A 25,813-nucleotide genomic window follows, 5' to 3' on the forward strand; every position below is an offset into this window, starting at 1 on the left:
TCGGGGGCTCCCCGATCGCTATTCGGCACTTAAGCCGTTAAATCACTTTTTCGCCAGTTCCTGGTTCAATGTCCAGAGTTCCAGGCGTTCTTCGTTGCTTAAACCATGCGTGCGCTCACGAGCGATTAACTCTTCCTGACGCAGTTCAAGCAGCGAATCAAACATATGGTTGAGTGAGTCGGTGAAGGTTTGCTCAGCAATATTCTTATCTGCTATATCGTCCCACATCGACAGTTTTTCAAGGGTGGCAGCATTATTTGTACCACGATAGTGCTCTAAAAGTTGCCCGGTGGTCAGACCTGGCTGAGAGAGACAAGTGTTGACCAGTTCTCTGAATAAGCCAAGTCCAGGGAGCTTATTTTCATCCAGATTCTCAAGCGGCGGGACCAACGTCGCTAATTCTGGATTTTGCACCAGCAACCCTATAAGTATACGCATGGTCGTGCGTTTTAGCTGCGGAACAGGACGAGAAACGCCGCTCTCTGCCGCTTTTGGCATTAATCGTTCAAGCTGGCTGTCATCAAGTATGCCTAACTTATTGCCTAATTCCTGACGAAGATATATTCGCAGCGTTTCGCCCGGCACCTGTGAAATCAGCGGTAGCGCCAGGGTACTTAAGCGCGCGCGTCCGTCAGGGGTACTCAGATCAACCTGCGGCATCAGGCTGTTAAACAGAAATGCGGAGAGCGGCATCGCCTGCTCCATCCGCGCTTCAAACGCCTCTTTACCTTCTTTTCGTACCAGCGTGTCAGGGTCTTCGCCATCAGGCAAAAACATAAAACGTAGCTGACGACCGTCTGTCATGTAAGGCAGCGCCGTTTCCAGCGCTCGCCAGGCGGCATCGCGACCTGCGCGGTCGCCGTCATAACAGCAAATGACATTGTTGGTTGCGCGGAATAACAGCTGTATGTGATCGGCAGTGGTTGACGTACCCAGCGACGCAACGGCGTAATTAATGCCGTATTGCGCCAGCGCCACCACGTCCATATAGCCTTCGACCACAAGCAGACGATTGGGTTCAGCGTTATCCTGCTGCGCCTCATAAAGACCGTAAAGCTGGCGGCCTTTATGGAAAATGTCCGTTTCCGGCGAGTTCAGGTATTTAGGGGTATCGTTGCCCAGCACGCGCCCGCCAAAACCAATCACCCGACCGCGTTTATCGCGAATAGGGAACATCACCCGCTCGCGGAAACGATCGTAACTGCGACCCTGATCGTTAGTGACCAACATGCCCGCATCAATCAATGACTGGCGATTTTCTGGATTGCCGCCAAACCGTTTCAGGACGTTGTCCCAGCCGGGGGGCGCAAAACCAATCGCAAAGCGGGCGATAACCTCGTGGCTTAATCCGCGTTTTTCCAGATACTGGCGCGCAGACATAGCAACAGGTTGCTGTAAAGATTGTTGGTAAAACGTATTCAGACCGTCCATCAACTGATAAAGCGTTTGCCGTTGATGGCGCTCGATCTGGCTGGGGCCGCTGCCTGCTTCAAATGGCACTTCAAGATTGTGCATTGCAGCCAGCTCTTCGACCGTTTCGACGAACTCGAGCTTGTCGTAGTTCATCAGGAAGTCGATCGCGTTGCCGTGCGCGCCACATCCAAAGCAGTGGTAAAACTGTTTCTCACCGTTAACGGTGAATGACGGGGTTTTCTCGTTGTGGAATGGACAACACGCGTGAAAATTCTTGCCCTGCTTTTTCAGCTTCACACGGGCATCGATCAGATCGACGATGTCGGTGCGTGCCAGCAGATCATTAATGAATACGCGTGGGATTCGTCCAGCCATAGGCCCCGATTTTTAGCAATTCATAAACGAAAATAAGCCGCGCATTCCTTTCGGAAGCACGGCCTTACAACTACAACTCGGTCTGATCGGAGAGCAACGCTCTCGGGGAATTAGTACAGACGAGTGCGGCGTGCGTTTTCGCGAGCCAGTTTCTTCGCGTGACGTTTCACTGCAGAAGCTTTAGCGCGCTTACGTTCGGTAGTCGGTTTTTCATAGAACTCACGACGACGAACTTCCGCCAGAACACCTGCTTTTTCGCAGGAACGCTTGAAGCGACGCAGAGCTACGTCGAACGGCTCGTTTTCACGTACTTTAATTACCGGCATGTGCCTCTCACCTTTGATTAATTCGGTTTGCCGCTGGCATCAACGCCAGCTTATTTCAAAATGGTGCGGAATTTTACTGCAATTGCTGCTGCTTTGTAAAGCACCGCGGCCTCTTTTGAAAGGGACTTTTATAAGGGTGGGGAGTATACACGAGGCTTTATCCAGGGGCGAACAAAGTTTTACATCAACCCGCATTGGTCCTACACTGCGCGGTAATAAAGCGAGGTAAAACAAGTCATGCGTGTACTGGGTATTGAAACTTCCTGCGATGAAACTGGCATCGCCATTTACGACGATGAAAAAGGTTTGTTAGCCAACCAATTGTATAGTCAGGTGAAATTGCACGCTGACTACGGCGGTGTAGTGCCTGAACTGGCTTCCCGCGATCACGTGCGTAAAACCGTACCGTTGATCCAGGCAGCGCTGAAGGAGTCTGGTTTAACGGCAAAAGACATTGACGCTGTGGCCTATACCGCAGGTCCTGGATTAGTCGGCGCGCTGCTGGTTGGCGCGACCGTGGGGCGTTCTCTGGCGTTTGCCTGGGACGTTCCGGCGATCCCGGTACACCATATGGAAGGGCATCTGTTAGCGCCGATGCTGGAAGATAACCCGCCAGAATTTCCGTTTGTCGCGCTGTTGGTTTCCGGCGGTCATACGCAGTTAATCAGCGTGACTGGCATTGGTCAGTACGAGCTGCTCGGCGAGTCTATCGATGATGCCGCCGGGGAAGCGTTTGATAAAACTGCAAAGCTGCTGGGGCTGGATTATCCTGGCGGACCGTTACTGTCGAAAATGGCGGCTCAGGGTACAGCCGGACGCTTTGTCTTCCCGCGTCCGATGACCGACCGTCCGGGGCTGGATTTCAGCTTCTCTGGTCTGAAAACCTTCGCGGCAAATACCATTCGTGACAACGGCACCGACGACCAGACGCGTGCTGATATCGCCCGCGCCTTTGAAGATGCGGTGGTCGATACGCTGATGATTAAGTGTAAGCGTGCGCTGGATCAGACGGGCTTTAAGCGACTGGTCATGGCCGGCGGCGTGAGTGCTAACCGCACGCTGCGGGCGAAACTGGCGGAAATGATGAAAAAGCGTCGCGGTGAAGTGTTCTATGCGCGTCCGGAATTTTGTACGGATAACGGCGCGATGATCGCCTATGCCGGAATGGTGCGGTTTAAAGCAGGCGCGACGGCGGATCTCGGCGTTAGCGTGCGTCCGCGCTGGCCGCTGGCAGAGTTACCGGCTGCGTAAAACTATCAGGTGCCGGAGAGCAATTTCCGGCACCGTCCTCACTTAAAGCAACACCACGGGCATCCACAGTAAGCCGGTAATCACCAGCAACACGAGGAATATCAGCCCAAAAATCGCCCCCAGTCGCCAGTAATCCACCGTTGGCAGATAACCACTACCGTAGTAAATCGGACTGGGTCCGGTGGCGTATGGTGTAAGAATGCTCCCCAGACCAATTGCCGCGCCAACCATCAAGCAGAACACCGGCAGCGGGATTTCCGGCATCGCCAGCGCGGCGGCAATCATCATCGGTGCGAGAGCAGAGGTATACGCCGTAGCACTGGCAAAAAAGTAGCGCAGCAGATAAAACACCACAATCAACGCCACCATCACCATCGTCGGCGAATAACCGCTTAAGCTGCCTGCTAACAGTTTGCCAAACCAGCTAATAAAACCGGTGTTGTTGAGTCCGGTAGCGAGGGTGATAAGCGAGGCCAGCCAGAAGAAAACGTTCCACGCCGCTTTATTACTGACAATATCGTCCCAGCAGATAATGCGCAGAAGCAGCATCAGTGCTACCACGCTGTAACCGACCATCGCGGCATCGATATAATCACCGCCGAAAATCCACAGCACCAGCGCGCCTACCATCAGCCCCAGCATCCGTTTTTCACGCGAACAGAGCGGGCCCATTGCCTGTAGTTCCGTCTCTGCCCAGCGCGGCACCTGATCGCCTGACTTCAGTACAGGCGGGTACAGCACGTAAGCCAGCCAGGGAACCAGCAGGACCAGTAAAATACTGAGCGGCAACATCCCGAGGAACCAGTCGCCCCAACTCAGCGTGGCGTGAGATGCGCTTTTCATCAGTCCAATTAACAGCAAGTTTGGTGCCATCGCCGTCAGGAAAATGGCGCTGGTTACGCAGTCGGCAACAATCCCCATCCACATGATGTACGAGCCAATGCTGCGTGAACTGCTGTCGTTAGGCCGTGATTGATAGAGCGGCGGCAGGTTACGGATGATGGGATAGATAATCCCCGCACCACGCGCCGAGTTGGACGGTGTGACAGGTGCCAGGATCAGCTCGGAGAACATCACCGCATAGCCAAGAAACAGCGTGCGATGCCCCATCTTTTTCACCAGAATCAGCGCGATGCGTCGCCCCAGCCCGGTTTTTTCATAGCCCGTACCAAACATAAAGGCGGCGAAAATCAGCCAGATAACCGAATTAGAAAAACCGGAAACCGCCCACGAGAGGGATTTTGCAGTGAATTTAAAGCCTGGCTGGGCGAGCAGCTCCGGGCTAAACAGCAGCCACGGCGAAAGAATGGCGATGATGGATATACCCACCATCGCCACCACGGCACCCGGCACGGGTTCGAGGATCAGCCCAACAATCACGCCAGTAAAAACGGCGAAGTAGAGCCAGGTATGACTCTCCAGCCCTGCGGGAACCGGAAGTAGAGCAATAATGGCGATGACCGCCAGCGGCGCAAGGTATCGCCACCATTCAGTGGAAGGTTTCATCGTGTTATGCCTGCGAAAAAGGAGAGGGGCGAGCCTCTCCGGGAGGGTTATTTGATGTAATGGACGTGCTCGCAGATCTCTTCCTCGATGGGCTCGCGGCGTTCGGCGAACAGCTTTTTGTTTTCGGCTATCAGGTTGTTGCCGTGGGTATCAATAGAGACAATCAGCGGGCCGAACTCTTTGACCCGGCAGACCCACAGCGACTCCGGCATCCCGAGCTCTGTCCAGTGCACTTCTTCAATCTCTTCCACTTGGGTTGCCGCCAGCACCGCGCAGCCAGCCGGGAAAATTACATGTAACGCCTTGAATTTCTGGCAGCCTTCTTCGGTCAGCGGCCCCATTCCACCTTTGCCAACCACCAGTTTCACGCCGGTCTGCTCGATAAATTCACGTTCAAAACTTTCCATACGCATACTGGTTGTCGGGCCGACGGAAACCATCTCCCATTTGTCGCCGTTTTTGCGCACGATGGGGCCAGCGTGGAAAATCGCTTTGCCGTTGAGATCGTAAGGGATCGGACGTTTCAGTTCGATCAAGCGGCGGTGACAAACGTCACGGCAGGTCACCAGCGTACCGGTCAGGTAGATCACATCGCCGACGCGAATATCTTGCAGATCTTCAGCTTTGATCGGGGTTGTCAGGATCTTTTTCATAACGCGCTCCGGGTGTGAGACAGATTTTCAAAGGAGAGATCGGCATGAACCAGCAGCGTGCCGCGGCGATGCGCCCAGCAGCCGGTAGAGACAGCAACGCCGATGGTTGACGGATGGCGGGCGGCAGATTCGATATGTACGCCCATCACTGAACTGTTGCCAGTCAGCCCCTGTGGACCAATCCCCAGACGGTTAAGTCCTTCCTCCAGGCGTAGCTCCAGCTCTGCCGCTTTTGGATTGGGATGGCGGCTGCCAATCGGGCGCAAAATGGCTTTACGCGAGAGTACGGCGGCGGTTTCTACTGAGGTAGCGATGCCCACGCCCACCAGTACTGGTGGACAGGCGTTTACGGCGAGGGTGGAGATATTTTCGAAGACGAATTTCACCACGCCTTCGTAGCCTTCCGAAGGCATTAACACTTTCGAGCGGCCAGGTAGCGTGCAGCCGCCGCCTGCCATGTAAACTTCGATTTCCGCATCGTCGCCGTCGGGAATGATGTCCCAGGTAACCCACGGTACGCCGCTGCCGGTATTTTTGCCGGTGTTCACTTCGTCAAAAATTTCCACCGCGTTGTGGCGCAGTGGCGCTTTGACGGTTGCTTCTTCCACAGCTTGCTTAAGAATGCTTTGCAGCTCGCCAAGCAGCGGGAAGCGGGAACCGACTTTAACGAAGAACATAATCTCCCCGGTGTCCTGACAGGCAGGACGATTCAGGTCGATCGCTTTTTGCATGTTATCGAACATCGTGTGGTAGATGATTTTCCCCATCGACGACGTTTCGGCATCCTTTAGCTGTTTTAGTTTGTCCACCACGTCATCGGGCATTCGGGTAGAAATCATGGCGGTAAAGTTAGCGACAATATCCGTCAACTTATTCACTGCCTGTTGCTTATTACATTCGCTCATCATGGCAACTCCAGTTTATGTATTTGTCTGGAAAAATTCACCGCCACAAACTACCACTAAAAATGTGGTTTTATATTTTTTGCCACCGTGAATATGTAATTAACAGTTCGTTAATCAACACGAAAATAAGAACGAATATTGCGCCAGAGCAGGGAATAGCAATGTTTTGCGAAATACACTGCGTTTATCAAAACTGCGGATATTTAACAATGCTAAATAGCTGGCCTTTAGCCAAAGACTTGCAGGTACTGGTGGAAATCGTCCATAGCGGGAGTTTTAGCGCCGCTGCGGCAACGCTTGGGCAAACGCCTGCATTTGTCACCAAGCGGATCCAAATCCTTGAAAATACGTTGGCAACCACACTGCTGAACCGCTCCGCTCGCGGCGTGGCGCTGACTGAAAGTGGCCAACGTTGTTACGAACATGCGCTGGAAATCCTCACCCAATATCAGCGACTGGTCGATGACGTCACGCAAATCAAAACGCGCCCGGAGGGGATGATTCGTATTGGTTGCAGCTTTGGCTTTGGGCGCAGTTATATTGCGCCAGCCATTACCGAACTGATGCGCAATTACCCTGAATTACAGGTGCATTTTGAATTGTTCGATCGGCAAATTGATTTAGTGCAGGATAATATTGATCTGGATATTCGTATTAATGACGAAATTCCTGATTATTATATTGCGCATCTTTTGACAAAAAATAAAAGAATATTATGCGCCGCACCTGAGTATCTGCAAAAATATCCGCAGCCACAATCCTTACAGGAATTAAGTCGTCATGACTGTCTGGTGACCAAAGAGCGCGATATGACTCACGGAATATGGGAGTTGGGGAACGGTCAGGAGAAAAAATCGGTGAAGGTTAGTGGGCATCTTTCCTCCAACAGCGGCGAGATTGTGCTGCAATGGGCGCTGGAGGGCAAAGGGATTATGCTGCGTTCCGAGTGGGATGTTTTGCCGTTTCTGGAGAGTGGTAAACTGGTGCGAGTATTGCCGGAGTATGCGCAAAGCGCCAATATCTGGGCTGTTTACCGGGAGCCGCTCTATCGCAGCATGAAATTACGTGTCTGCGTGGAATTTCTGGCGGCATGGTGCCAGCAACGGCTGGGCAAGCCCGACGAAGGCTATCAGGTTATGTAGACTCGCGAGAAATCACTCAGGATCCTTTTCGCGCTTTCTTTTGAATTTCGTCCAGATTTTTGTCTCCTGGCGACGCCACAGACGCTGGATATTGTCATGATGACGCAGCAGGATCAGGCAAGAGAGCATCGAAACCGGGAAGGTGAACTGTGGCTTGAACCACCAGACATAAAACGGAGCAATCAGCGCGCTGACAATCGCCCCCAGCGACGAATATCCACTCAATAGCACGGTAAGCAGCCAGGTCCCCGCCATCACGCCCGTTAAATCCCAGCCGATCGGAGCAATAGCGCCAAAAGCGGTGGCAACGCCTTTTCCCCCTTTAAAACCGAAGAAAACGGGCCAGATGTGTCCAAGACAGGCGGCAATCGCAATTAATCCCAGCCAAAATGGGCTGACGCCTAATTCATATGCTCCCCAGACAGGCAACATACCTTTTAGGACGTCAAAGATCAGCACTGCTACGGCTGCCCCTTTGCCACCCATGCGTAAAACGTTGGTCGCGCCAGGATTACCGGAGCCGCTGGTTCGCGGGTCGGGCAAGCCACAAAGGCGGCAAACCAGAATGGCACTGGAAATGGAGCCGCAGAGGTACGCGATGAGGATCATTCCAGGCGCGATTGCACTCATAAGCTGTTCCGTTTTGAAAATTCGTGTTCAACGATGAATCTGTGGATAATACGCACATTTCGCCGGAAGTGGTATCCGGTTAGCCAAAAAGCAGGCAGGACGTGATGGATATTGTATTTATAGAGCAACTTTCGGTAATCACCACTATTGGTGTTTACGACTGGGAACAGACCATCGAACAGAAGCTGGTGTTCGATATCGAAATGGCGTGGGATAACCGTAAAGCGGCGAAAAGTGATGATGTGGCGGATTGCCTCAGTTACGCTGACATTGCAGAAACGGTAGTCAGCCACGTCGAAGGGGCGCGTTTTGCACTGGTGGAACGCGTGGCGGAAGAAGTGGCGGAACTGCTGTTAACTCGCTTTAATTCGCCGTGGGTTCGCATCAAACTTAGCAAGCCAGGCGCAGTGGCGCGGGCGGCGAATGTTGGCGTCATCATTGAGCGTGGCAATAATCTGAAAGAAAATAATTAATTTTACAGCTGTTAAACCAAACGGTTATAACCTGGTCATACTGCAGTAGTTCGGACAAGCGGTACATTTTAATAATTTAGGGGTTTATTGATGAGCGATATGCACTCGCTGCTGATAGCGGCAATATTGGGTGTGGTCGAAGGATTGACAGAATTTCTGCCGGTATCCAGCACGGGCCATATGATTATTGTCGGTCACTTGTTGGGGTTTGAGGGCGACACGGCGAAAACCTTTGAAGTCGTGATCCAGTTAGGATCAATTCTGGCGGTAGTAGTGATGTTCTGGCGGCGTCTGTTTGGTCTGATTGGCATTCACTTTGGACGCCCGTTGCAGCACGAAGGAGAAAGCAAAGGTCGTTTAACGCTGATCCACATTTTGCTGGGGATGATTCCGGCGGTGGTACTGGGGCTGTTGTTCCACGACACGATTAAGTCATTGTTTAACCCGATAAATGTCATGTATGCGCTGGTTGTCGGCGGTTTGTTGCTGATTGCCGCCGAATGCCTGAAGCCGAAAGAGCCGCGTGCGCCGGGTCTGGATGATATGACCTATCGCCAGGCGTTTATGATTGGCTGCTTCCAGTGTCTGGCGCTGTGGCCAGGATTCTCTCGCTCCGGGGCGACCATTTCAGGTGGGATGCTGATGGGGGTGAGCCGTTACGCTGCTTCCGAGTTCTCGTTCCTGTTGGCGGTGCCGATGATGATGGGCGCAACGGCGCTTGATCTCTACAAAAGCTGGGGCTTCCTGACAACCGGCGATATCCCGATGTTTGCCGTTGGGTTTATCACTGCCTTCGTAGTGGCGCTGATAGCGATTAAAACCTTCCTGCAATTAATTAAGCGGATTTCGTTTATCCCATTCGCCATTTATCGCTTTATTGTGGCGGCTGCGGTGTACGTCGTATTCTTTTGATGTAAAGGACTGTGTCGGATGCGTGGAATTGTCCACGATTGCGTAGGCCGGATAAGGCGTTCACGCCGCATCCGGCAATCAACGCCTGATGCGACGCTCGCGCGTCTTATCAGGCCTACAACCGTCGTTGACATGTAGCCGGATAAGGCGTTTACGCCGCATCCGGCAAAGTGTCCAACACTCACTCAGGCTTTGGGCAACGCTGTTCCTTCCAGCTGGCTATCGCCGCAATCCGCCGTCGGGTTAGCTCTTCACGAATCTCTACACCTTTAAATCCCGCTTCAACGACGGCTTTTGTCGGCACTGACTGTGCTACTTCCCAGGCTTCGTGCAACCAGCGGCCTTGCGGGTAGTCCGCCGATTCAAAACCGGTTCTGCCGCGCACGTCAGCTTCGCTGGTCAGCGCCAGTTGCTCGACACGCTGCGGTTTACGCCAGGCGTCAATGGAATCAAACAATTTAACAATGGTTTTCGGGTTCAGCATTGGGAAGGTGTGGATGAGATCGTGAAACTCAGCCACCAGTTTGGCTAAATCGCGAATTTCATTTGGCACGCGCAGACGCTGACATAGTTGTTCCACCAACTTAACACCTGCCGGACCGTGGCCGTGATGACGAGGCCAAAGCTCTGGCGGCGTCAGCCCTTTACCGAGATCGTGGCATAACGTCGCGAAACGGACATCGACCTGCGGACTTAGCATCGCCGCCATGGAGAGCGTCATTAAGGTATGAATCCCGGTGTCGATTTCCGGATGCCATTTGGCGGGGGCCGGAACGCCGAACAGGGCGTCAATTTCCGGGAATAAAACGCGCAGTGCGCCGCAATCGCGCAGCACCTGGAAGAACACTTGTGGATTGCGGGTGGTGAGGGCGCTTTCCGTCTCTTTCCACACTCGTTCAGGCGTCAGGTGTTCCAGTTCGCCCGCGTGAGTCATCTCGCGCATCAGCGCCAGGGTTTCATCAGCAATACGAAAACCGAGGTGGGCATAACGCGCAGCAAAACGCGCCACGCGCAGCACGCGTAGCGGATCCTCGCCAAAAGCGGGGGAAACATGGCGTAACAGACGATTTTGCAGATCGCCCAGACCATTGTACGGGTCGATAATCTCGCCGTCATCGTCCTGGGCCAGCGCATTAATGGTCAGATCGCGACGCTTAAGATCATCTTCCAGCGTGACATCCGGTGCGGCATAGCAGGTAAAACCGGTGTAACCGGAACCGGATTTCCGTTCGGTACGTGCCAGCGCATACTCTTCATGCGTTTGCGGATGCAGAAAAACAGGAAAATCGCGGCCTACCTGCTGGTAGCCCGCGTCGAGCATCTCCTGTGGCGTGCTGCCGACCACCACCCAATCTCTGTCTTTGACCGGTAGCCCTAACAATGCATCCCGTACCGCACCACCGACCAGATAAATCTTCACGCCATCTTCCCTTCGTCAAATACACAATTCCTAATAATAAGACAGTGCAACGAAGAAGGCGATTTAGTTCATCCAGCGATCTTTGCGTTTGCGCGTTGGGATCAGGTGCGGTAATACCAGTCCGAGCAGCAAGCCAAGCCCCAGCACGCCGCCGCCATACATAAACCATTGCATGATGATGGTGCGCTGTTTGTCATCTAACTGCACGCTGGCGGCATCGACCTTTTTCTGTGCGACAATCAGTTCGTTTTTCAGCTTCTGATTTTCTTCTTTTAACCCGTTGATCACGCTGTCACTTTGCGCCACTTTTTGCTGCATTTCTGCAGTGCGCTGATTCCAGGTGTTATCAATATTGGTGAGCTTATCGGTCAGCGTTTTGACCTGATTTTCCAGCACCGGTACACGAGTGCGCAGGCTTGGCTCGGTATTAAGTTCTTTTAACGGGATCCAGGCGGTACGGCCGGAGCTGTCTTTCACCTGGGCATAATTGGTGTTGGCGTCAGTTTGTAATAAGGTTACTTCCTCGCCCGCGTTAACTGTGCCCACGAGGCGATAATTATCCCCCGGACCGCTGCGGACCCAGGTGTTCAGTTCGTCAGAAACATAGCGCTTTTCTTCGGCGTGCGAGACGGCAGTGGCGCTAAGTGCAAGTATAGTTAATCCGATCAGGCGTAATTTTGGCATCAGGCTGTCGTTATTGTCTGGGAAAAGTGGAACGATAGTAGTGGCATCAGTGTCGCTACGCAAAGCATTCGCTATCAATCGGAATCCTCTGTGTCAGGTCTTGCCACAGCTTCAATCTTTTACGCCCGTCAAATTGCCCGTTGCATGGCAATTTGGCGCAAAATACTATCTACTGACAAAAAAGATCGCATTAAGTTCGCCGTTCATCGTCACTAATGTGACATAACCGGATAAGTAAAGGCCATGGCTCAGGAAATCGAATTAAAGTTTATTGTTAATCACAGTGCCGTTGAGGCGTTGCGTGACCATCTCAATACGCTGGGCGGCGAGCACCATGACCCCGTGCAGTTGCTGAATATTTACTACGAAACGCCGGATAACTGGCTGCGTGGGCACGATATGGGCTTGCGTATTCGTGGTGAAAATGGTCGCTATGAAATGACGATGAAAGTCGCCGGGCGAGTGACTGGCGGTTTACACCAGCGCCCGGAATATAACGTGGCGTTGAGCGAACCGACGCTCGACCTGGCGCAGTTGCCGACGGAAGTCTGGCCGAACGGCGAGTTGCCTGCCGATCTCGCTTCCCGCGTACAACCGCTGTTCAGCACCGATTTTTATCGCGAAAAATGGCTGGTGGAGGTCGATGGAAGCCGAATTGAAATCGCTCTCGATCAGGGTGAGGTGAAAGCTGGTGAATTTGCTGAACCTATCTGTGAGCTGGAACTGGAGCTGCTTAGCGGCGAAACGCGCGCGGTGCTGAAACTGGCAAACCAACTGGTATCGCAAACTGGTTTACGCCAGGGCAGCCTGAGCAAGGCGGCGCGTGGCTATCATCTGGCGCAGGGAAATCCCGCGCGTGAAATCAAACCCACCACCATTTTGCATGTTGCGGCAAAAGCCGATGTGGAACAGGGGCTGGAAGCGGCGCTCGAGCTGGCGTTAGCGCAATGGCAGTACCATGAAGAGTTGTGGATACGCGGCAACGAGGCGGCAAAAGAGCAGGTGCTGGCAGCAATCGGCCTGGTTCGCCATACTCTGATGCTGTTCGGCGGTATCGTGCCGCGTAAAGCGAGCACTCACTTACGTGATCTGCTGACTCAATGCGAGGCGACCATTGCTTCTGCGGTTTCTGCCGTGACGGCGGTCTATTCTACCGAAACGGCAATGGCGAAACTGGCGTTGACCGAATGGCTGGTAAGCAAAGCCTGGCAGCCGTTTTTAGATGCCAAAGCGCAGGGCAAAATCAGCGATTCCTTCAAACGCTTTGCCGATATCCATCTTTCCCGCCATGCCGCTGAACTGAAAAGCGTTTTTTGCCAGCCGCTGGGCGATCGCTACCGTGACCAGTTGCCACGCCTGACACGTGACATTGACTCAATACTGTTGCTGGCGGGTTACTACGATCCTGTCGTCGCGCAAGCCTGGCTGGAGAACTGGCAGGGGCTGCATCACGCTATTGCGACCGGGCAACGCATTGAAATTGAACATTTCCGTAATGAGGCAAACAATCAGGAACCGTTCTGGTTGCACAGCGGAAAACGTTAATCAGGCAAGGATAAAATCGCTTATGAAGCCGCTCTCTTCACCGTTACAGCAGTACTGGCAGACCGTTGTTGAGCGGCTGCCAGCGCCTTTAGCCGAGGAATCACTTAGCGCACAGGCGAAGTCAGTACTTACTTTTAGTGATTTTGTGCAGGATAGCGTAATTGCGCATCCAGAGTGGCTGACGGAGCTGGAAAGCGAGCCGCCACAAGCCGATGAATGGCAGTATTACGGCGAGTGGTTACAGGAGGCGCTCAGTAACGTGAGTGACGAGGCTGGGTTAATGCGTGAACTGCGGCTGTTCCGGCGGCGCATTATGGTACGTATCGCCTGGGCGCAAACGCTGGCGCTGGTTACTGAAGAGAGCATATTGCAGCAGCTCAGCCATCTCGCTGAGACGCTGATTGTCGCGGCGCGTGACTGGTTGTATGACGCATGCTGCCGCGAGTGGGGAACGCCGTGTAATGCGCAGGGCGAAGCGCAACCGCTGCTGATTTTAGGCATGGGTAAGCTGGGTGGCGGGGAACTGAATTTCTCCTCAGATATCGATCTGATTTTTGCCTGGCCGGAACATGGTTGTACGCAGGGCGGACGCCGGGAACTGGATAACGCTCAGTTCTTTACCCGCATGGGGCAGCGGTTGATTAAAGTGCTGGATCAACCAACGCAAGATGGCTTTGTCTATCGCGTAGATATGCGGCTGCGTCCGTTTGGCGAAAGTGGCCCGCTGGTGCTGAGCTTTGCAGCGCTGGAAGATTATTACCAGGAGCAGGGGCGTGACTGGGAGCGTTACGCGATGGTCAAGGCGCGGATTATGGGCGATAGCGACGGCGCTTATGCTAACGAATTGCGTTCGATGCTGCGCCCGTTTGTTTTTCGTCGTTACATCGATTTCAGTGTGATTCAGTCTCTGCGCAACATGAAAGGAATGATTGCCCGTGAAGTGCGTCGCCGCGGTTTGACCGACAACATCAAACTGGGCGCGGGCGGCATTCGCGAAATCGAGTTTATCGTCCAGGTGTTCCAGCTTATTCGCGGCGGGCGCGAGCCGTCGCTGCAATCGCGTTCATTATTGCCTACCCTCAACGCCATTGCGGCATTGCATCTGCTCTCTAAGAATGATGCCGAACAATTGCGAGTGGCGTATCTGTTTCTGCGGCGCCTGGAAAATCTGCTGCAAAGCATTAATGACGAACAAACCCAGACGCTTCCTTCTGATGAGCTTAACCGTGCGCGGCTGGCGTGGGCGATGGACTTTGCTGACTGGCAGCAACTGACCGGAGCGCTGGGCGGACATATGGCTAATGTGCGTCGGGTATTTAACGATCTGATTGGTGACGACGAAAGCGAAACCCAGGAAGAGACTCTGTCGGAGCAGTGGCGTGAGCTGTGGCAGGATGCATTGCAGGAAGATGACACCACGCCAGTGCTGGCGCATCTTAGAGAAGATGATCGCAAACAGGTGCTGACGCTGATTGCCGATTTCCGCAAAGAGCTGGATAAGCGCACTATTGGGCCGCGCGGACGTCAGGTGCTCGACCATCTCATGCCGCATTTGTTAAGTGACGTATGCGCGCGTGAAGACGCTGCTGTCACGCTGTCGCGCATTACCGCCTTGCTGGTGGGGATTGTTACCCGCACCACCTATTTAGAATTGCTCAGTGAATTCCCCGCGGCGCTTAAGCATTTGATTTCTCTGTGTGCCGCATCGCCGATGATTGCCAGTCAACTGGCGCGCTATCCATTATTGCTGGATGAACTGCTCGATCCGAACACCCTCTACCAGCCGACAGCGACGGATGCCTATCGTGACGAATTGCGCCAGTATTTACTGCGCGTGCCAGAAGATGACGAAGAACAACAACTTGAGGCGCTGCGTCAGTTCAAACAGGCGCAACTGTTACGCATTGCCGCTGCGGATATTGCCGGTACGCTACCGGTAATGAAAGTGAGCGATCACTTAACCTGGTTGGCAGAGGCTATGATAGATGCCGTCGTTCAGCAGGCGTGGGTTCAAATGGTCGCCCGTTACGGAAAACCGACCCACCTGAACGAACGTGAAGGTCGCGGCTTTGCGGTGGTTGGCTACGGTAAGCTGGGCGGTTGGGAGCTGGGATATAGTTCTGATCTTGACCTGATCTTCCTCCATGATTGCCCGATGGATGTAATGACGGACGGCGAGCGGGAAATCGACGGGCGGCAGTTTTACCTGCGTCTGGCGCAACGCATTATGCACTTGTTCAGCACGCGCACGTCTTCCGGTATTTTGTACGAAGTGGATGCACGGCTACGCCCGTCCGGGGCGGCGGGAATGCTGGTGACATCCGCAGAAGCGTTTGCCGATTATCAGAGAAACGAGGCCTGGACGTGGGAACATCAGGCGCTGGTACGTGCTCGCGTGGTATATGGTGATCCACAATTGACCGCTCAATTTGACGCAGTACGCCGGGAGATTATGACGCTGCCGCGTGAAGGTAAAACTCTGCAAACGGAAGTGCGGGAAATGCGCGAGAAAATGCGCGCCCATCTCGGCAATAAACATCGCGATCGCTTTGATATCAAAGCCGATGAAGGCGGAATTACCGATATCGAATTTATTACCCAATATCTGGTGTTGCTCTACGCCCATGAAAAACCGAAGTTAACGCGCTGGTCAGACAACGTGCGCATTCTGGAACTGTTGGCGCAAAACGACATTATCGAAGAGCAGGAAGCGATGGCGCTGAGCCGTGCTTACACTACGCTGCGCGATGAACTTCATCATCTGGCATTACAAGAGTTGCCGGGCCATGTGCCGGAGGATTACTTTACCGCAGAGCGTGAACTGGTGCGGGCAAGCTGGCAGAAGTGGCTGGTGGAGGAATGAAATATGGTATTATCGCGCGCAAATTTTGAATCTCTCAGGAGACAGGAATGAAAGTAACGCTGCCAGAGTTTGAACGTGCAGGAGTGATGGTGGTTGGTGATGTAATGCTGGATCGTTACTGGTACGGTCCCACCAGCCGTATCTCGCCGGAAGCGCCAGTACCCGTGGTTAAAGTGAATACCATCGAAGAACGTCCGGGCGGCGCGGCCAACGTGGCGATGAACATCGCTTCTCTCGGTGCAAACGCACGCCTGGTGGGGCTGACAGGTATTGATGATGCGGCGCGCGCGCTCAGTAAATCGCTGGCGGACGTGAACGTAAAATGCGACTTCGTTTCTGTGCCGACGCATCCGACCATCACCAAACTGCGGGTGCTTTCTCGTAACCAACAGTTGATCCGCCTGGATTTCGAAGAAGGTTTCGAAGGTGTTGATCCGCAGCCGCTGCATGAGCGGATTAATCAGGCTCTCGGTACGATTGGCGCGCTGGTGCTTTCTGATTATGCGAAAGGTGCGTTGGCAAGCGTACAGCAGATGATCCAACTGGCGCGTAAAGCGGGCGTTCCGGTGCTGATTGATCCAAAAGGCACCGATTTTGAACGCTACCGCGGCGCTACGCTGTTAACGCCTAATCTCTCGGAATTTGAAGCTGTTGTTGGTAAATGTAAGACCGAAGAAGAGATTGTTGAACGCGGCATGAAACTGATTGCCGACTACGAACTCTCTGCGCTGCTGGTAACCCGTTCCGAGCAAGGGATGACGCTGCTGCAACCGGGTAAAGAGCCGCTGCATATGCCAACTCAGGCGCAAGAAGTCTATGACGTTACCGGTGCAGGCGACACGGTGATTGGCGTGCTTGCGGCAACGCTGGCGGCTGGTAATTCGCTGGAAGAAGCCTGCTTCTTTGCCAATGCGGCGGCTGGTGTGGTGGTCGGCAAACTGGGGACATCCACGGTTTCGCCGATCGAGCTGGAAAACGCAGTACGTGGACGCGCAGACACTGGTTTTGGCGTGATGACCGAAGATGAGCTGAAGCTGGCTGTAGCGGCGGCGCGTAAACGTGGCGAAAAAGTAGTGATGACCAACGGTGTCTTCGACATTCTCCACGCCGGGCATGTCTCTTATCTGGCAAATGCCCGCAAGCTGGGTGACCGCTTGATTGTCGCCGTGAACAGCGATGCCTCCACCAAACGCCTGAAAGGGGATTCCCGCCCCGTTAACCCGCTCGAACAGCGTATGATTGTGCTGGGCGCACTGGAAGCGGTCGACTGGGTGGTGTCGTTTGAAGAGGACACGCCGCAGCGCCTGATCGCCGGGATCCTGCCAGATCTGCTGGTAAAAGGAGGCGACTATAAACCAGAAGAGATTGCCGGGAGTAAAGAAGTCTGGGCCAACGGCGGCGAAGTGCTGGTGCTCAACTTTGAAGACGGTTGCTCGACGACCAACATCATCAAGAAGATCCAACAGGATAAAAAAGGCTAACCGGAAAGCGGTTCACAAATCTCGCTTCGTGCCAGGTAGACCTATTGACGCTGTTGTTTTTTCAACCTAAAGTAAAGGAACAAGGGTAAGGGAGGATTTCTCCCCCCTCTGATCAGTTGTTAGTAAGTCGGGAAACTTAACAGTAACAACACAACCAGTATGATGACGAACTTCATCATAACCCTTTCCTTCTATAAGGCCCCTTCCTCGGGAGGGGCTTTCCCGTTTCAGCCCCTTGCTGACTCCCCGATTGTTGATTAGCGCCGGACCCCGCGCAACGCTTTCCCTGATGCAGTTTTCTCTTCCCCGAGTCGACTCGCAAAACGCTGCAACAGCCTGATCATTTGCACTTTTTAGCGGAATGCAGATATAAAAAATCCCCGGCTTTTGGGCCAGGGATATGCGTTAATGAAACCTTCTTGACGCTGATTTTTTTTCAACCTAAAGTAAAGGAACAAGGGTGAGGGAGGATTTCTCCCCCCTCTGATTGGCTGTTAGTAAGCGTGGAAACTTATCAGTAACAACACAATCAGTATGATGACGAGCTTCATCATAACCCTTTCCTTCTGTAAGGCCCCTTCTTCGGGAGGGGCTTTCCCGTTTCAGCCCCTTGCTGGCTCCCCGATTGTTGATGAGCGCCTGACCCCGCGCAACGCTTTCCCTGATACAGATTTCTCTTCCCCGAGTCGACTCGCAAAACGCTGCAACAGTCTGATCATTTGCACTTTTTAGCGGAATGCAGATATAAAAAATCCCCGGCTTTTTGGGCCAGGGATATGCGTTAATGAAACCTTCTTGACGCTGTTGTTTTTTCAACCTAGAGTAAAGGAATAAGGGTGAGGGAGGATTTCTCCCCCCTCTGATTGGCTGTTAATAAGCTGCGAAACTTACGAGTAACAACACAATCAGTATGATGACAAGCTTCATCATAACCCTTTCCTTCTGTAAGGCCCCTTCCTCGGGAGGGGCTTTCCCGTTTCAGCCCCTTGCTGGCTCCCCGATTGTTGATTAGCGCCTGACCCCGCGCAACGCTTTCCCTGATGCAGTTTTCTCTTCCCCGAGTCGACTCGCAAAACGCTGTAACAACCTGATCATTTGCACTTTTTACCGGAATGCAGATATAAAAAATCCCCGGCTTTTTGGGCCAGGGATATTCATAGATGAATATTTATTCTACGTTTTCTGCGACGGGAGTTGTTGAGGTTAAGGGTGAAGTCAATGCCGCCAGCGAGCCGCCTGAAACGCCAATTTCATTGAGCAAGGAGTCAATCAGCGGTGCCTGTGTGCGGTAAGAAAGGGCGGCAGACAATGCCTGTTCCGCCAGATTTCCGCCACCAACGCTGCCTGATGCCGCATCCCCCGCAGCGCCACCACGGTTCAATCCATCGACCTGAATAATCTTGATGCCGTCGATAGACTTCATCGGTTCAACGGATTTCTCTATTACCGCAGGTAACGACTGTAGTAGCGCCAGTTTGAATTTAAGGCTGGTTTGTTCATCAGAAAGTACGTTGATAGCGTCGTTCAGCGCACGTTGCGCTTCTGCTTCCGCCAGGCCTTTTTTACGCGTAGCTTCGGCTAACTCAACGATCGCTGCCGCCTGCATCTCTGCGGCTTCTTTCTCTGCTTTCGCCCGCACGGTCAGTTCGACCGCTTTGGTTTCTGCGTCTTGCGCTGCGGCAATCAGCGCCACCTGCTTGGCACGATCGGCTTCTGCGGTCTGGCGAGTGGTTTCTACGTTTTGTTGCGCACTTACCGCTTCTGCAAGTGCGAGGTTGGCACGCGCTTCTGCCTGTGATTGTTGCTCTGATTTTGCCGCAATGGCGATTGATTTCGTCTGGTTGGCGATTTCGGTGACCTGCTGCTGTTCGATCTCTTTAATGCGAACTTCACGTTCAGCCTCAACCTTTCTTGAGCGGACGGCCTGTTCGCGGTCGATTTCCGTCTCCTGAATCTGTCGTTCAGCCAGAATTCGCGTCTGCTCTGCTTCACGACGACGTTCAGCTTCAAAAGCCGCAATTTTCGCATTTTGTTCAGCGGTACGGGTTTTAACTTGCTGCTCCTGCTCAAGCGTCATAAACGCTTCTTGCTGTTCAATCTCCAGCTTCCGCGAAAGAGCGTCTCGATTTTTCTCACGCACCGCAACTTCTACATCCTGTTCAACTTCGTTCCGCTCGCGACGACGGCGTTCCGTCTCCTGGGTTAGTTTGGTCAGACCTTCGGCGTCAAAAGCGTTGTTCGGGTTAAAATGCTCTTTCGAAGTCTGGTTAAAGTTTGTGAGTGAAACACTTTCCAGTTCCAGCCCGTTTTTCGACAAGTCTTCTGCCACGGTATTTTGTACACCCTGCACGAAGTTCTCGCGGGTATCCTGTAACTCATGCATGGTCATTTGCGCAGCGGTGGCGCGTAGGGCATCGACGAATTTATCCTCGACCAGCATACGTAAATCTTCTGGTGATAGCGTGCGTTGCCCCAACGTCTGGGCCGCAGTGGCAATGCCTTCTACTGACGGTTTTACCCGTACAAAGAAAGCCACTACAACATCAACACGCATACGATCTTTCGTAATCAAGCTATCAATAGTAGAACGGCTGACTTCCAGCTTGAGCGTATTCATATTGATAGGAATGATTTCGTGGAAGATCGGCATTACGATTGCGCCGCCGCTCATTACCACTTTTTGCCCGCCTAACCCGGTACGAACAAATGCCTGCTCGGCAGATGCCCGACGATAAAGTCGCGCGAAAATAATACCGATAATAAACAGAACACATACGGCAACAATCGCCATAAACATCCATGACGGTACTAAGTTAACAATATCATCCATTATTAAATTTCCTTTTGATTAAATATTTACAATATATTTGGCCAGGGATTTTTTTCTGCTAAATATCGTGTTGCAGAAAGTCGGCAAATAATCAATACCTTGTCACCTTTGGTGAAGTTTTTTCCTTCTTCAGGTTCCAGTAATAAATAGTGTATTTGACCAAATTGATCGGTAAGTTTTCCTTCACAGGGTCTGCCAGATATTGCCTGATGACCGGTAATTAATGCCATGCAGCCAATATATTCTTCTTCTGTAATAGCAGAACTATGATCGCGAGGAATCCAGGGGGCGATCGCCTTGCCGATATAATGCACTGTAATAACAGTGAGCAGTAAACAAACAGGAACCACCAAAAGGTTTGAGAGCGGAGCTTTCCAGACCGTCACGCAGGCATGCTGTAGAACGATGCCGATAAGGCCAAAAAAACCAGCTAACAGGCAGAGGATGACGAGGGCTGGTAGCCTTCCAATATTAAGATAATGAAGTGCCTGACTAATATTACCTGTGGTTATGGAATCGTAATGATCAAGATGTGCATCAAGAGCACCGGAGAGCATGTGACCGCAGACAATAGCAATAATTTCTAACAGGCCGATCAAAAGTACAAAGGAAATAGCGAAAAGATAAGGTGTGTTATAGTCGGCAAATAAAATCATCAGTCACTCCATCGTCCATTCAGTGACGCATTGTTTACTATGGTATGATTTCCTTTCTTACATTTATCTTTGCTAATAATAACATGCGTTAGTGAAATTTTAAAAGGGAAAGTCTTTTAACGTTGTAATTATTTTCAATAAAAAGTGTGATCCAAAACAATATATTTACGCACGTTATGTTTAAAGGCACTACACTGATTAAGGAATACTGAAATCAGAAAAAGCATATGGCCTTAAAAGGTATGCGATAACCGGAGGATGTGCTTATGGATCATGGTCTTAATTCTTTAAATAATTTCGATTTCCTGGCGCGTAGTTTTGCCAGAATGAATGCTGAAGGTCGACCGGTCGATATTCTGGCCGTCACTGGTAATATGGATGAAGAACACAGAACCTGGTTTTGCGCTCGTTATGCCTGGTATTGCCAGCAAATGACACAGTCAAGAGAACTGGAACTAGAACATTGATATTACGGGCCGTCAGGCCCGTTTTTGTGGTGCTTTATTCTGCTTTATCAACTGGTGGGATGGCGGGAGGAGATTGAACTTCTGCTGCCGGATTACTACGAGCTTCCAGTTCACTGATGCGCTGCTCCAGTAACGCCAGTTTCTCACGAGTCCGTAACAGGACCTGTGTCTGCACATCGAATTCTTCGCGGCTTACCAAATCGAGGCGAGTCAGCTGTGCTTGTAGGGTTTGGCGGATTTTTTTCTCCACATCTTCCCCGAACTCCCTGATTCCTTTAGGCATTGATTCGTGAACCTGGCGAGCAATTTGCTCAATTTTTTTCGGGTCAATCATTGTAGTTTCCCTGTACTGATAGGTGTTTAGTGCCATTGTAGTGCGATAAGGGTAAGTCATAAACCAGAATTATGTGAACCTATGCGTTGCTGCCGCTAATCATTAGCGTTATAGTGAATCCGCTTATTCTCAGGGCGGGGCGAAATTCCCCACCGGCGGTAAATCAACTCAGTTGAAAGCCCGCGAGCGCTTTGGGTGCGAACTCAAAGGACAGCAGATCCGGTGTAATTCCGGGGCCGACGGTTAGAGTCCGGATGGGAGAGAGTAACGATTCTGTCGGGCATGGACCCGCTCACGTTATTTTGGCTATATGCCGCCACTCCTAAGACTGCCCTGATTCTGGTAACCATAATTTTAGTGAGGTTTTTTTTACCATGAATCAGACGCTACTTTCCTCTTTTGGTACGCCTTTCGAACGTGTTGAAAATGCACTGGCTGCGCTGCGTGAAGGACGCGGTGTGATGGTGCTTGATGATGAAGACCGTGAAAACGAAGGCGATATGATCTTCCCGGCAGAAACCATGACCGTTGAGCAGATGGCTCTGACCATTCGCCACGGTAGCGGTATTGTTTGCTTGTGCATAACCGAAGAACGCCGTAAACAACTCGATCTGCCAATGATGGTCGAAAATAATACCAGCGCCTATGGCACTGGTTTTACCGTGACCATTGAAGCTGCTGAAGGTGTGACTACCGGTGTTTCTGCTGCTGACCGTATCACGACTGTTCGCGCTGCGATTGCTGATGGTGCTAAACCTTCAGACTTGAATCGCCCTGGCCACGTTTTCCCATTGCGCGCACAGGCGGGTGGTGTACTGACTCGTGGCGGTCATACCGAAGCGACTATTGATCTGATGACGCTGGCAGGCTTTAAACCTGCAGGTGTGCTGTGTGAACTGACTAATGACGATGGCACCATGGCCCGCGCGCCAGAGTGCATCGAGTTTGCCAACAAACACAATATGGCGCTGGTCACTATTGAGGATCTGGTTGCATACCGTCAGGCGCATGAGCGCAAAGCTAGCTGAAAATAACTGCTAAGACTGGTGCGATAATCAAAGAAACCGAAGCTGTAGAAGGCTTCGGTTTTATTTTGCCCTTACCCTGCTGAATGTAAATTTCACCGCTTTATCTATGAGTAAATTTCACTAATATCAGACAACCTTTTTCATTATGATCAAAATCATATAAATGTTCCGATATTATGCGACCATATAAATATATCCGAAAATGGATATGTGAAATTTATGCGCTAAATGTTTGGTATTGTTAAATATTAAGGGTAAAAAGGATGTTTATCTCCTGGTACTGGATTGTATTGATTGCGCTGGTTGTGGTGGGGTATTTCCTGCATTTGAAACGTTATTGTCGGGCGTTTCGCCAGGACAGAGACGCACTGCTTGAAGCGAGAAACAAATACTTAAACAGTGCGAGAGAAGAGACAGCAGAAAAGCTGGAGTAGTGCTTCTGCGATGCCTGCAGATGTTGTCCATGCTGGACAACATCTGAAGTTGTTTTCAACCAATTCCCGCCGTTTGTAACAGCACTAAACTAAATCCCATTACTGACATCCCACACAGCACGCCATAGCTGGGATTATTATTGGGATCAATCTCTTTGGCTAACGGCATTAATTCGTCCACGGAGAGCGCCACCATGATTCCTGCAACCGCCGCCATGATTGCCGCCATGACCACCGGGGAAATCATGCTACCAAGGATTAACCACGCCAGCACGCCGCCGAGAATTTCCGCCAGCCCAGAAATCCCCGCCCACAGAATTGCGGTGCGTTTCGACCCCGTTGCCGCGTAAACCGGCCCCGCAACCGCCAGACCTTCAGGAATATTGTGCAACGCCACGGCCAGTGAGATGCCAAAGCCCAGCTCCAGGTTACTGCTTGCCGTAACAAAAGTGGCAATCCCTTCCGGGAAGTTATGCAGACTGATTCCAAGAGTGAGCAGAATAGCAGTGCGCTTGATCGATTTGGGCAACGGTTGCACCGATTTTTGCATTAAATCCTGCGGATGCGCATGCGGCAACATGCGGTCCAGACCAAAATAGCCCAGCAGACCAAAGATAAACATCCCGTAGCCCAGAACGGGGGACATTCCTTCGGCGGCTAATGCGGCAGGGAGCATCTCCATCAATGAGATCAGCAACATGATCCCCGCCGCAAACCCTAGCGAAAACGCCAGCAGTCGGTTCGAGGGTTTTTGCCCGAGAACGCCGAGAAACGCGCCAATAAACGTGGCTGCCCCCGCCAGTATGGTCAGAATGAGAGGTACTGACATCGACAACTCCTTATAAATCTTCACCTTCAGGCAGATCGTCAAAATAACTGATGATGATCATCATCGTTATCCGGGTTCTTACTCCGCCGAACAAGCGTATTGTGAGGATATCAAAATGACACCTTTAGTTAAGGATATCATCATGTCTTCAACACGTATGCCAGCATTGTTTTTAGGTCACGGTAGTCCGATGAACGTGCTGGAAGATAATTTGTATACCCGCAGCTGGCAGAAGTTGGGGATGACATTGCCACGTCCGAAAGCGATTGTCGTGGTTTCGGCTCACTGGTTTACCCGTGGTACAGGAGTGACTGCGATGGAGACGCCGCCAACGATTCATGACTTTGGCGGCTTTCCGCAGGCGCTGTACGACACCCATTATCCGGCTCCTGGCTCACCGGCTTTGGCTCAGCGATTGGTTGAGCTGCTAGCGCCAGTGCCTGTCACACTGGATAAAGAAGCCTGGGGCTTTGACCACGGCTCGTGGGGCGTACTGATTAAGATGTATCCGCAAGCGGATATCCCGATGGTGCAGTTAAGTATTGATAGCACCAAACCCGCCGCCTGGCACCTTGAGATGGGGCGTAAACTGGCAGCGCTGCGAGATGAAGGAATAATGTTGGTCGCCAGCGGTAACGTGGTGCATAACCTGCGCACGGTGAAATGGCATGGCGATAGTTCCCCCTATCCGTGGGCGACGTCGTTTAATGAGTATGTGAAAGCGAATCTGACGTGGCAAGGATCGGTGGAGCAGCATCCTCTGGTGAATTATCTCGACCATGAAGGTGGCGCGTTATCGAATCCAACACCGGAGCATTACCTGCCGCTATTGTATGTTTTAGGTGCATGGGATGGGCAGGAGCCAATTACCATTCCGGTCGATGGTATAGAAATGGGCAGTTTAAGTATGCTTTCGGTGCAGGTAGGTTAATAGATGAAGAAAACCGAAGCCAATTTCTGGCTTCGGTTTGCATTACCTTACTTTCTTAGCAGCTTGAGTCCCCATGCACCGCTCATCACTAATAGCAGCAATAAGCAAAGACCAAAAGCCAACATACAGGCCTGAGCCATGTTCATAAAGTGCCACGGCGGTAGCAGATACCAGCCCTCAGATTGCTGATACATCGCCACAAACCACTGCTGCATACTGCTCAGTGTGACGCCATCGGGAACGATTGGCGCATCATAGCCGCAATCCCCGGTAGGTTTGAACCAGTTTGGTGCCCACTGTGCCAGCGGCAGGTTAAAGGGGAAAGTTGGATCGGTAGAGCAACCCTGAACGCCAAACAGTGAATCGGGATCCGGGTTATGCACCGCATGGTGGATATCGTTCAGTTTGAATGAAAACTTCAGCCCCATGATGCTGCCGTAAAATGCCATCACGCAGCCAATCAGCTTAAGGATGATGTTCTTCGGGTTGATCGCCGCAACCAATCCTCCAATAACCATCACAAACATGGCATAGCGAATGTATACACATTGCTCACAGGGGGCCATGTAGAGATAGATCTGGAAGAAAGAGTGCGCCAGGATAATTAACGCGCCCATCGCAACGGCCATTAACAACCACAAAAAGCGTTGCTCCTGCCATCTGACCAGTGTGTCGACTGGTGATGTGCGAAGGTCTTTCCACATTCCCTTAATACCCATAGCCTG

At 52.0% G+C, this 25,813-nt stretch carries 27 protein-coding genes and 1 riboswitch; of the genes, 11 read left to right on the forward strand and 16 right to left on the reverse strand.

The annotated features are described in order from the left end of the window. Positions 1-42: 42 nt before the first annotated feature. The gene (gene dnaG, locus FFT88_RS16625; protein ID WP_000918810.1) at positions 43-1,788 is read right to left on the reverse strand and encodes a DNA primase; all 1,746 of its coding nucleotides are present in this window, start codon (positions 1,786-1,788) and stop codon (positions 43-45) included. Positions 1,789-1,898: 110 nt separating this feature from the next. Continuing rightward, positions 1,899-2,114 carry a 30S ribosomal protein S21 gene (gene rpsU / locus FFT88_RS16630; protein WP_001144069.1) on the reverse strand — a complete coding sequence of 72 codons (216 nt, stop codon included), beginning with the start codon at positions 2,112-2,114 and terminating at the stop codon, positions 1,899-1,901. 237 nt (positions 2,115-2,351) lie between these two features. Between rpsU and tsaD the strand changes: the two genes are divergently transcribed. Next, on the forward strand, positions 2,352-3,365 hold the full coding sequence (gene tsaD, locus FFT88_RS16635; RefSeq protein ID WP_001264352.1) for a tRNA (adenosine(37)-N6)-threonylcarbamoyltransferase complex transferase subunit TsaD: 1,014 nt from the start codon (positions 2,352-2,354) through the stop codon (positions 3,363-3,365). 42 nt (positions 3,366-3,407) lie between these two features. Here the strand turns inward: tsaD and ttdT are convergent, their stop codons facing one another. The 3 genes from ttdT to ttdA are packed head-to-tail and all read right to left on the reverse strand — an operon-like array spanning position 3,408 to position 6,432. Continuing rightward, positions 3,408-4,871 (reverse strand): L-tartrate/succinate antiporter, encoded by a 1,464-nt coding sequence (gene ttdT, locus FFT88_RS16640; protein WP_135403928.1) that lies wholly within the window; start codon positions 4,869-4,871, stop codon positions 3,408-3,410. Positions 4,872-4,918: 47 nt separating this feature from the next. Continuing rightward, positions 4,919-5,524 carry a L(+)-tartrate dehydratase subunit beta gene (gene ttdB, locus FFT88_RS16645; protein ID WP_135403929.1) on the reverse strand — a complete coding sequence of 202 codons (606 nt, stop codon included), beginning with the start codon at positions 5,522-5,524 and terminating at the stop codon, positions 4,919-4,921. Beyond that, complete coding sequence (gene ttdA, locus FFT88_RS16650) at positions 5,521-6,432, reverse strand: L(+)-tartrate dehydratase subunit alpha (RefSeq protein WP_135403930.1); 912 nt, start codon at positions 6,430-6,432, stop codon at positions 5,521-5,523. Before ttdA ends, ttdB begins: the two co-directional genes overlap by 4 nt. Positions 6,433-6,638: 206 nt before the next feature. Between ttdA and ttdR the strand changes: the two genes are divergently transcribed. Further along, positions 6,639-7,571, forward strand: coding sequence for an L-tartrate utilization transcriptional activator TtdR (ttdR, locus tag FFT88_RS16655; RefSeq protein WP_130218229.1), 933 nt, complete (start codon positions 6,639-6,641; stop codon positions 7,569-7,571). Positions 7,572-7,583: 12 nt separating this feature from the next. Here the strand turns inward: ttdR and plsY are convergent, their stop codons facing one another. Continuing rightward, positions 7,584-8,201, reverse strand: a complete 618-nt coding sequence (gene plsY / locus FFT88_RS16660) for a glycerol-3-phosphate 1-O-acyltransferase PlsY (protein WP_135403931.1) — start codon at positions 8,199-8,201, stop codon at positions 7,584-7,586. Between the two features lie 104 nt (positions 8,202-8,305). On the opposite strand from plsY, the gene folB reads away from it, so the two are divergent. Together folB and bacA are read left to right on the forward strand one after the other, a co-directional pair. Further along, a complete protein-coding gene (gene folB, locus FFT88_RS16665) occupies positions 8,306-8,674 on the forward strand; it encodes a bifunctional dihydroneopterin aldolase/7,8-dihydroneopterin epimerase (RefSeq protein WP_010347879.1) in 369 nt (122 codons plus the stop codon). Between the two features lie 90 nt (positions 8,675-8,764). Then, positions 8,765-9,586, forward strand: a complete 822-nt coding sequence (gene bacA, locus FFT88_RS16670; protein ID WP_001305111.1) for an undecaprenyl-diphosphate phosphatase — start codon at positions 8,765-8,767, stop codon at positions 9,584-9,586. Between the two features lie 181 nt (positions 9,587-9,767). Here bacA and cca read toward each other — a convergent pair whose 3' ends face one another. Together cca and FFT88_RS16680 are read right to left on the reverse strand one after the other, a co-directional pair. Then, a complete protein-coding gene (gene cca / locus FFT88_RS16675; RefSeq protein WP_135403932.1) occupies positions 9,768-11,006 on the reverse strand; it encodes a fused tRNA nucleotidyltransferase/2',3'-cyclic phosphodiesterase/2' nucleotidase/phosphatase Cca in 1,239 nt (412 codons plus the stop codon). Between the two features lie 63 nt (positions 11,007-11,069). Further along, complete coding sequence (locus FFT88_RS16680) at positions 11,070-11,690, reverse strand: TIGR04211 family SH3 domain-containing protein (protein ID WP_130210468.1); 621 nt, start codon at positions 11,688-11,690, stop codon at positions 11,070-11,072. 243 nt (positions 11,691-11,933) lie between these two features. Between FFT88_RS16680 and ygiF the strand changes: the two genes are divergently transcribed. From ygiF to hldE, 3 genes are read left to right on the forward strand one after another with little or no spacing between them, the layout of a single operon-like run. After that, positions 11,934-13,235: an inorganic triphosphatase gene (gene ygiF / locus FFT88_RS16685; protein WP_135403933.1), complete on the forward strand. Its 1,302-nt coding sequence runs from the start codon at positions 11,934-11,936 to the stop codon at positions 13,233-13,235. Between the two features lie 22 nt (positions 13,236-13,257). After that, a complete protein-coding gene (gene glnE, locus FFT88_RS16690) occupies positions 13,258-16,098 on the forward strand; it encodes a bifunctional [glutamate--ammonia ligase]-adenylyl-L-tyrosine phosphorylase/[glutamate--ammonia-ligase] adenylyltransferase (RefSeq protein WP_135403934.1) in 2,841 nt (946 codons plus the stop codon). Between the two features lie 47 nt (positions 16,099-16,145). Beyond that, positions 16,146-17,579 (forward strand): bifunctional D-glycero-beta-D-manno-heptose-7-phosphate kinase/D-glycero-beta-D-manno-heptose 1-phosphate adenylyltransferase HldE, encoded by a 1,434-nt coding sequence (hldE, locus tag FFT88_RS16695; protein ID WP_130218220.1) that lies wholly within the window; start codon positions 16,146-16,148, stop codon positions 17,577-17,579. Positions 17,580-17,698: 119 nt separating this feature from the next. On the opposite strand, the gene ibsE is transcribed toward hldE, so the two are convergent. From ibsE to FFT88_RS16720, 5 genes are all read right to left on the reverse strand, one after another. Then, entirely contained in the window at positions 17,699-17,758 is a 60-nt protein-coding gene (gene ibsE / locus FFT88_RS16700) for a type I toxin-antitoxin system Ibs family toxin (protein ID WP_001387082.1), read from the reverse strand. Positions 17,759-18,073: 315 nt separating this feature from the next. Further along, positions 18,074-18,133 carry a type I toxin-antitoxin system Ibs family toxin gene (locus tag FFT88_RS16705; protein ID WP_104917541.1) on the reverse strand — a complete coding sequence of 20 codons (60 nt, stop codon included), beginning with the start codon at positions 18,131-18,133 and terminating at the stop codon, positions 18,074-18,076. A gap of 316 nt (positions 18,134-18,449) precedes the next feature. Beyond that, a complete protein-coding gene (locus FFT88_RS16710) occupies positions 18,450-18,509 on the reverse strand; it encodes a type I toxin-antitoxin system Ibs family toxin (protein WP_001387081.1) in 60 nt (19 codons plus the stop codon). Between the two features lie 238 nt (positions 18,510-18,747). Continuing rightward, the gene (locus tag FFT88_RS16715; protein WP_130218218.1) at positions 18,748-20,409 is read right to left on the reverse strand and encodes a flotillin family protein; all 1,662 of its coding nucleotides are present in this window, start codon (positions 20,407-20,409) and stop codon (positions 18,748-18,750) included. A 26-nt stretch (positions 20,410-20,435) separates the two neighbouring features. Then, complete coding sequence (locus FFT88_RS16720; protein WP_130210458.1) at positions 20,436-21,065, reverse strand: OB-fold-containig protein; 630 nt, start codon at positions 21,063-21,065, stop codon at positions 20,436-20,438. A 266-nt stretch (positions 21,066-21,331) separates the two neighbouring features. Here FFT88_RS16720 and glgS point away from each other — a divergent pair, with 266 nt between their 5' ends. Further along, positions 21,332-21,532 (forward strand): cell surface composition regulator GlgS, encoded by a 201-nt coding sequence (glgS, locus tag FFT88_RS16725; RefSeq protein WP_130210460.1) that lies wholly within the window; start codon positions 21,332-21,334, stop codon positions 21,530-21,532. Between the two features lie 34 nt (positions 21,533-21,566). Here the strand turns inward: glgS and ubiK are convergent, their stop codons facing one another. Next, entirely contained in the window at positions 21,567-21,866 is a 300-nt protein-coding gene (ubiK, locus tag FFT88_RS16730) for a ubiquinone biosynthesis accessory factor UbiK (RefSeq protein WP_064529620.1), read from the reverse strand. 121 nt (positions 21,867-21,987) lie between these two features. Further along, a riboswitch (FMN riboswitch) is annotated at positions 21,988-22,136 on the forward strand. A gap of 104 nt (positions 22,137-22,240) precedes the next feature. On the opposite strand from ubiK, the gene ribB reads away from it, so the two are divergent. Beyond that, a complete protein-coding gene (ribB, locus tag FFT88_RS16735; RefSeq protein ID WP_113305203.1) occupies positions 22,241-22,894 on the forward strand; it encodes a 3,4-dihydroxy-2-butanone-4-phosphate synthase in 654 nt (217 codons plus the stop codon). Positions 22,895-23,157: 263 nt separating this feature from the next. Continuing rightward, the gene (gene yqiD / locus FFT88_RS25310) at positions 23,158-23,328 is read left to right on the forward strand and encodes a protein YqiD (RefSeq protein WP_165382779.1); all 171 of its coding nucleotides are present in this window, start codon (positions 23,158-23,160) and stop codon (positions 23,326-23,328) included. Between the two features lie 55 nt (positions 23,329-23,383). Here the strand turns inward: yqiD and zupT are convergent, their stop codons facing one another. Further along, entirely contained in the window at positions 23,384-24,157 is a 774-nt protein-coding gene (zupT, locus tag FFT88_RS16740; RefSeq protein WP_014639308.1) for a zinc transporter ZupT, read from the reverse strand. Between the two features lie 142 nt (positions 24,158-24,299). On the opposite strand from zupT, the gene ygiD reads away from it, so the two are divergent. Continuing rightward, complete coding sequence (gene ygiD, locus FFT88_RS16745) at positions 24,300-25,088, forward strand: 4,5-DOPA dioxygenase extradiol (protein WP_167851595.1); 789 nt, start codon at positions 24,300-24,302, stop codon at positions 25,086-25,088. Between the two features lie 47 nt (positions 25,089-25,135). On the opposite strand, the gene dsbI is transcribed toward ygiD, so the two are convergent. Then, a complete protein-coding gene (gene dsbI, locus FFT88_RS16750; RefSeq protein ID WP_130218214.1) occupies positions 25,136-25,807 on the reverse strand; it encodes a protein-disulfide oxidoreductase DsbI in 672 nt (223 codons plus the stop codon). Between the last annotated feature and the right edge of the window lie 6 nt (positions 25,808-25,813).

It is taken from the genome of Escherichia sp. E4930 (assembly GCF_005845405.1).
In the GTDB taxonomy this organism is placed as follows: domain Bacteria; phylum Pseudomonadota; class Gammaproteobacteria; order Enterobacterales; family Enterobacteriaceae; genus Escherichia.

Excerpts from the sequence above, each read along its gene's own strand:
- bacA (WP_001305111.1), top strand. The coding sequence starts at position 8,765 with ATGAGCGATATGCACTCGCTGCTGATAGCGGCAATATTGGGTGTGGTC.
- ttdR (WP_130218229.1), top strand. The coding sequence starts at position 6,639 with ATGCTAAATAGCTGGCCTTTAGCCAAAGACTTGCAGGTACTGGTGGAA.
- ubiK (WP_064529620.1), bottom strand. The coding sequence starts at position 21,866 with ATGATTGACCCGAAAAAAATTGAGCAAATTGCTCGCCAGGTTCACGAA.
- glnE (WP_135403934.1), top strand. The coding sequence starts at position 13,258 with ATGAAGCCGCTCTCTTCACCGTTACAGCAGTACTGGCAGACCGTTGTT.
- yqiD (WP_165382779.1), top strand. The coding sequence starts at position 23,158 with ATGTTTATCTCCTGGTACTGGATTGTATTGATTGCGCTGGTTGTGGTG.
- plsY (WP_135403931.1), bottom strand. The coding sequence starts at position 8,201 with ATGAGTGCAATCGCGCCTGGAATGATCCTCATCGCGTACCTCTGCGGC.
- tsaD (WP_001264352.1), top strand. The coding sequence starts at position 2,352 with ATGCGTGTACTGGGTATTGAAACTTCCTGCGATGAAACTGGCATCGCC.
- ttdA (WP_135403930.1), bottom strand. The coding sequence starts at position 6,432 with ATGATGAGCGAATGTAATAAGCAACAGGCAGTGAATAAGTTGACGGAT.
- FFT88_RS16715 (WP_130218218.1), bottom strand. The coding sequence starts at position 20,409 with ATGGATGATATTGTTAACTTAGTACCGTCATGGATGTTTATGGCGATT.
- ttdB (WP_135403929.1), bottom strand. The coding sequence starts at position 5,524 with ATGAAAAAGATCCTGACAACCCCGATCAAAGCTGAAGATCTGCAAGAT.
- rpsU (WP_001144069.1), bottom strand. The coding sequence starts at position 2,114 with ATGCCGGTAATTAAAGTACGTGAAAACGAGCCGTTCGACGTAGCTCTG.
- ribB (WP_113305203.1), top strand. The coding sequence starts at position 22,241 with ATGAATCAGACGCTACTTTCCTCTTTTGGTACGCCTTTCGAACGTGTT.
- ygiF (WP_135403933.1), top strand. The coding sequence starts at position 11,934 with ATGGCTCAGGAAATCGAATTAAAGTTTATTGTTAATCACAGTGCCGTT.
- hldE (WP_130218220.1), top strand. The coding sequence starts at position 16,146 with ATGAAAGTAACGCTGCCAGAGTTTGAACGTGCAGGAGTGATGGTGGTT.
- glgS (WP_130210460.1), top strand. The coding sequence starts at position 21,332 with ATGGATCATGGTCTTAATTCTTTAAATAATTTCGATTTCCTGGCGCGT.
- FFT88_RS16720 (WP_130210458.1), bottom strand. The coding sequence starts at position 21,065 with ATGATTTTATTTGCCGACTATAACACACCTTATCTTTTCGCTATTTCC.
- dnaG (WP_000918810.1), bottom strand. The coding sequence starts at position 1,788 with ATGGCTGGACGAATCCCACGCGTATTCATTAATGATCTGCTGGCACGC.
- ttdT (WP_135403928.1), bottom strand. The coding sequence starts at position 4,871 with ATGAAACCTTCCACTGAATGGTGGCGATACCTTGCGCCGCTGGCGGTC.
- folB (WP_010347879.1), top strand. The coding sequence starts at position 8,306 with ATGGATATTGTATTTATAGAGCAACTTTCGGTAATCACCACTATTGGT.
- zupT (WP_014639308.1), bottom strand. The coding sequence starts at position 24,157 with ATGTCAGTACCTCTCATTCTGACCATACTGGCGGGGGCAGCCACGTTT.
- dsbI (WP_130218214.1), bottom strand. The coding sequence starts at position 25,807 with ATGGGTATTAAGGGAATGTGGAAAGACCTTCGCACATCACCAGTCGAC.
- ygiD (WP_167851595.1), top strand. The coding sequence starts at position 24,300 with ATGTCTTCAACACGTATGCCAGCATTGTTTTTAGGTCACGGTAGTCCG.
- FFT88_RS16680 (WP_130210468.1), bottom strand. The coding sequence starts at position 11,690 with ATGCCAAAATTACGCCTGATCGGATTAACTATACTTGCACTTAGCGCC.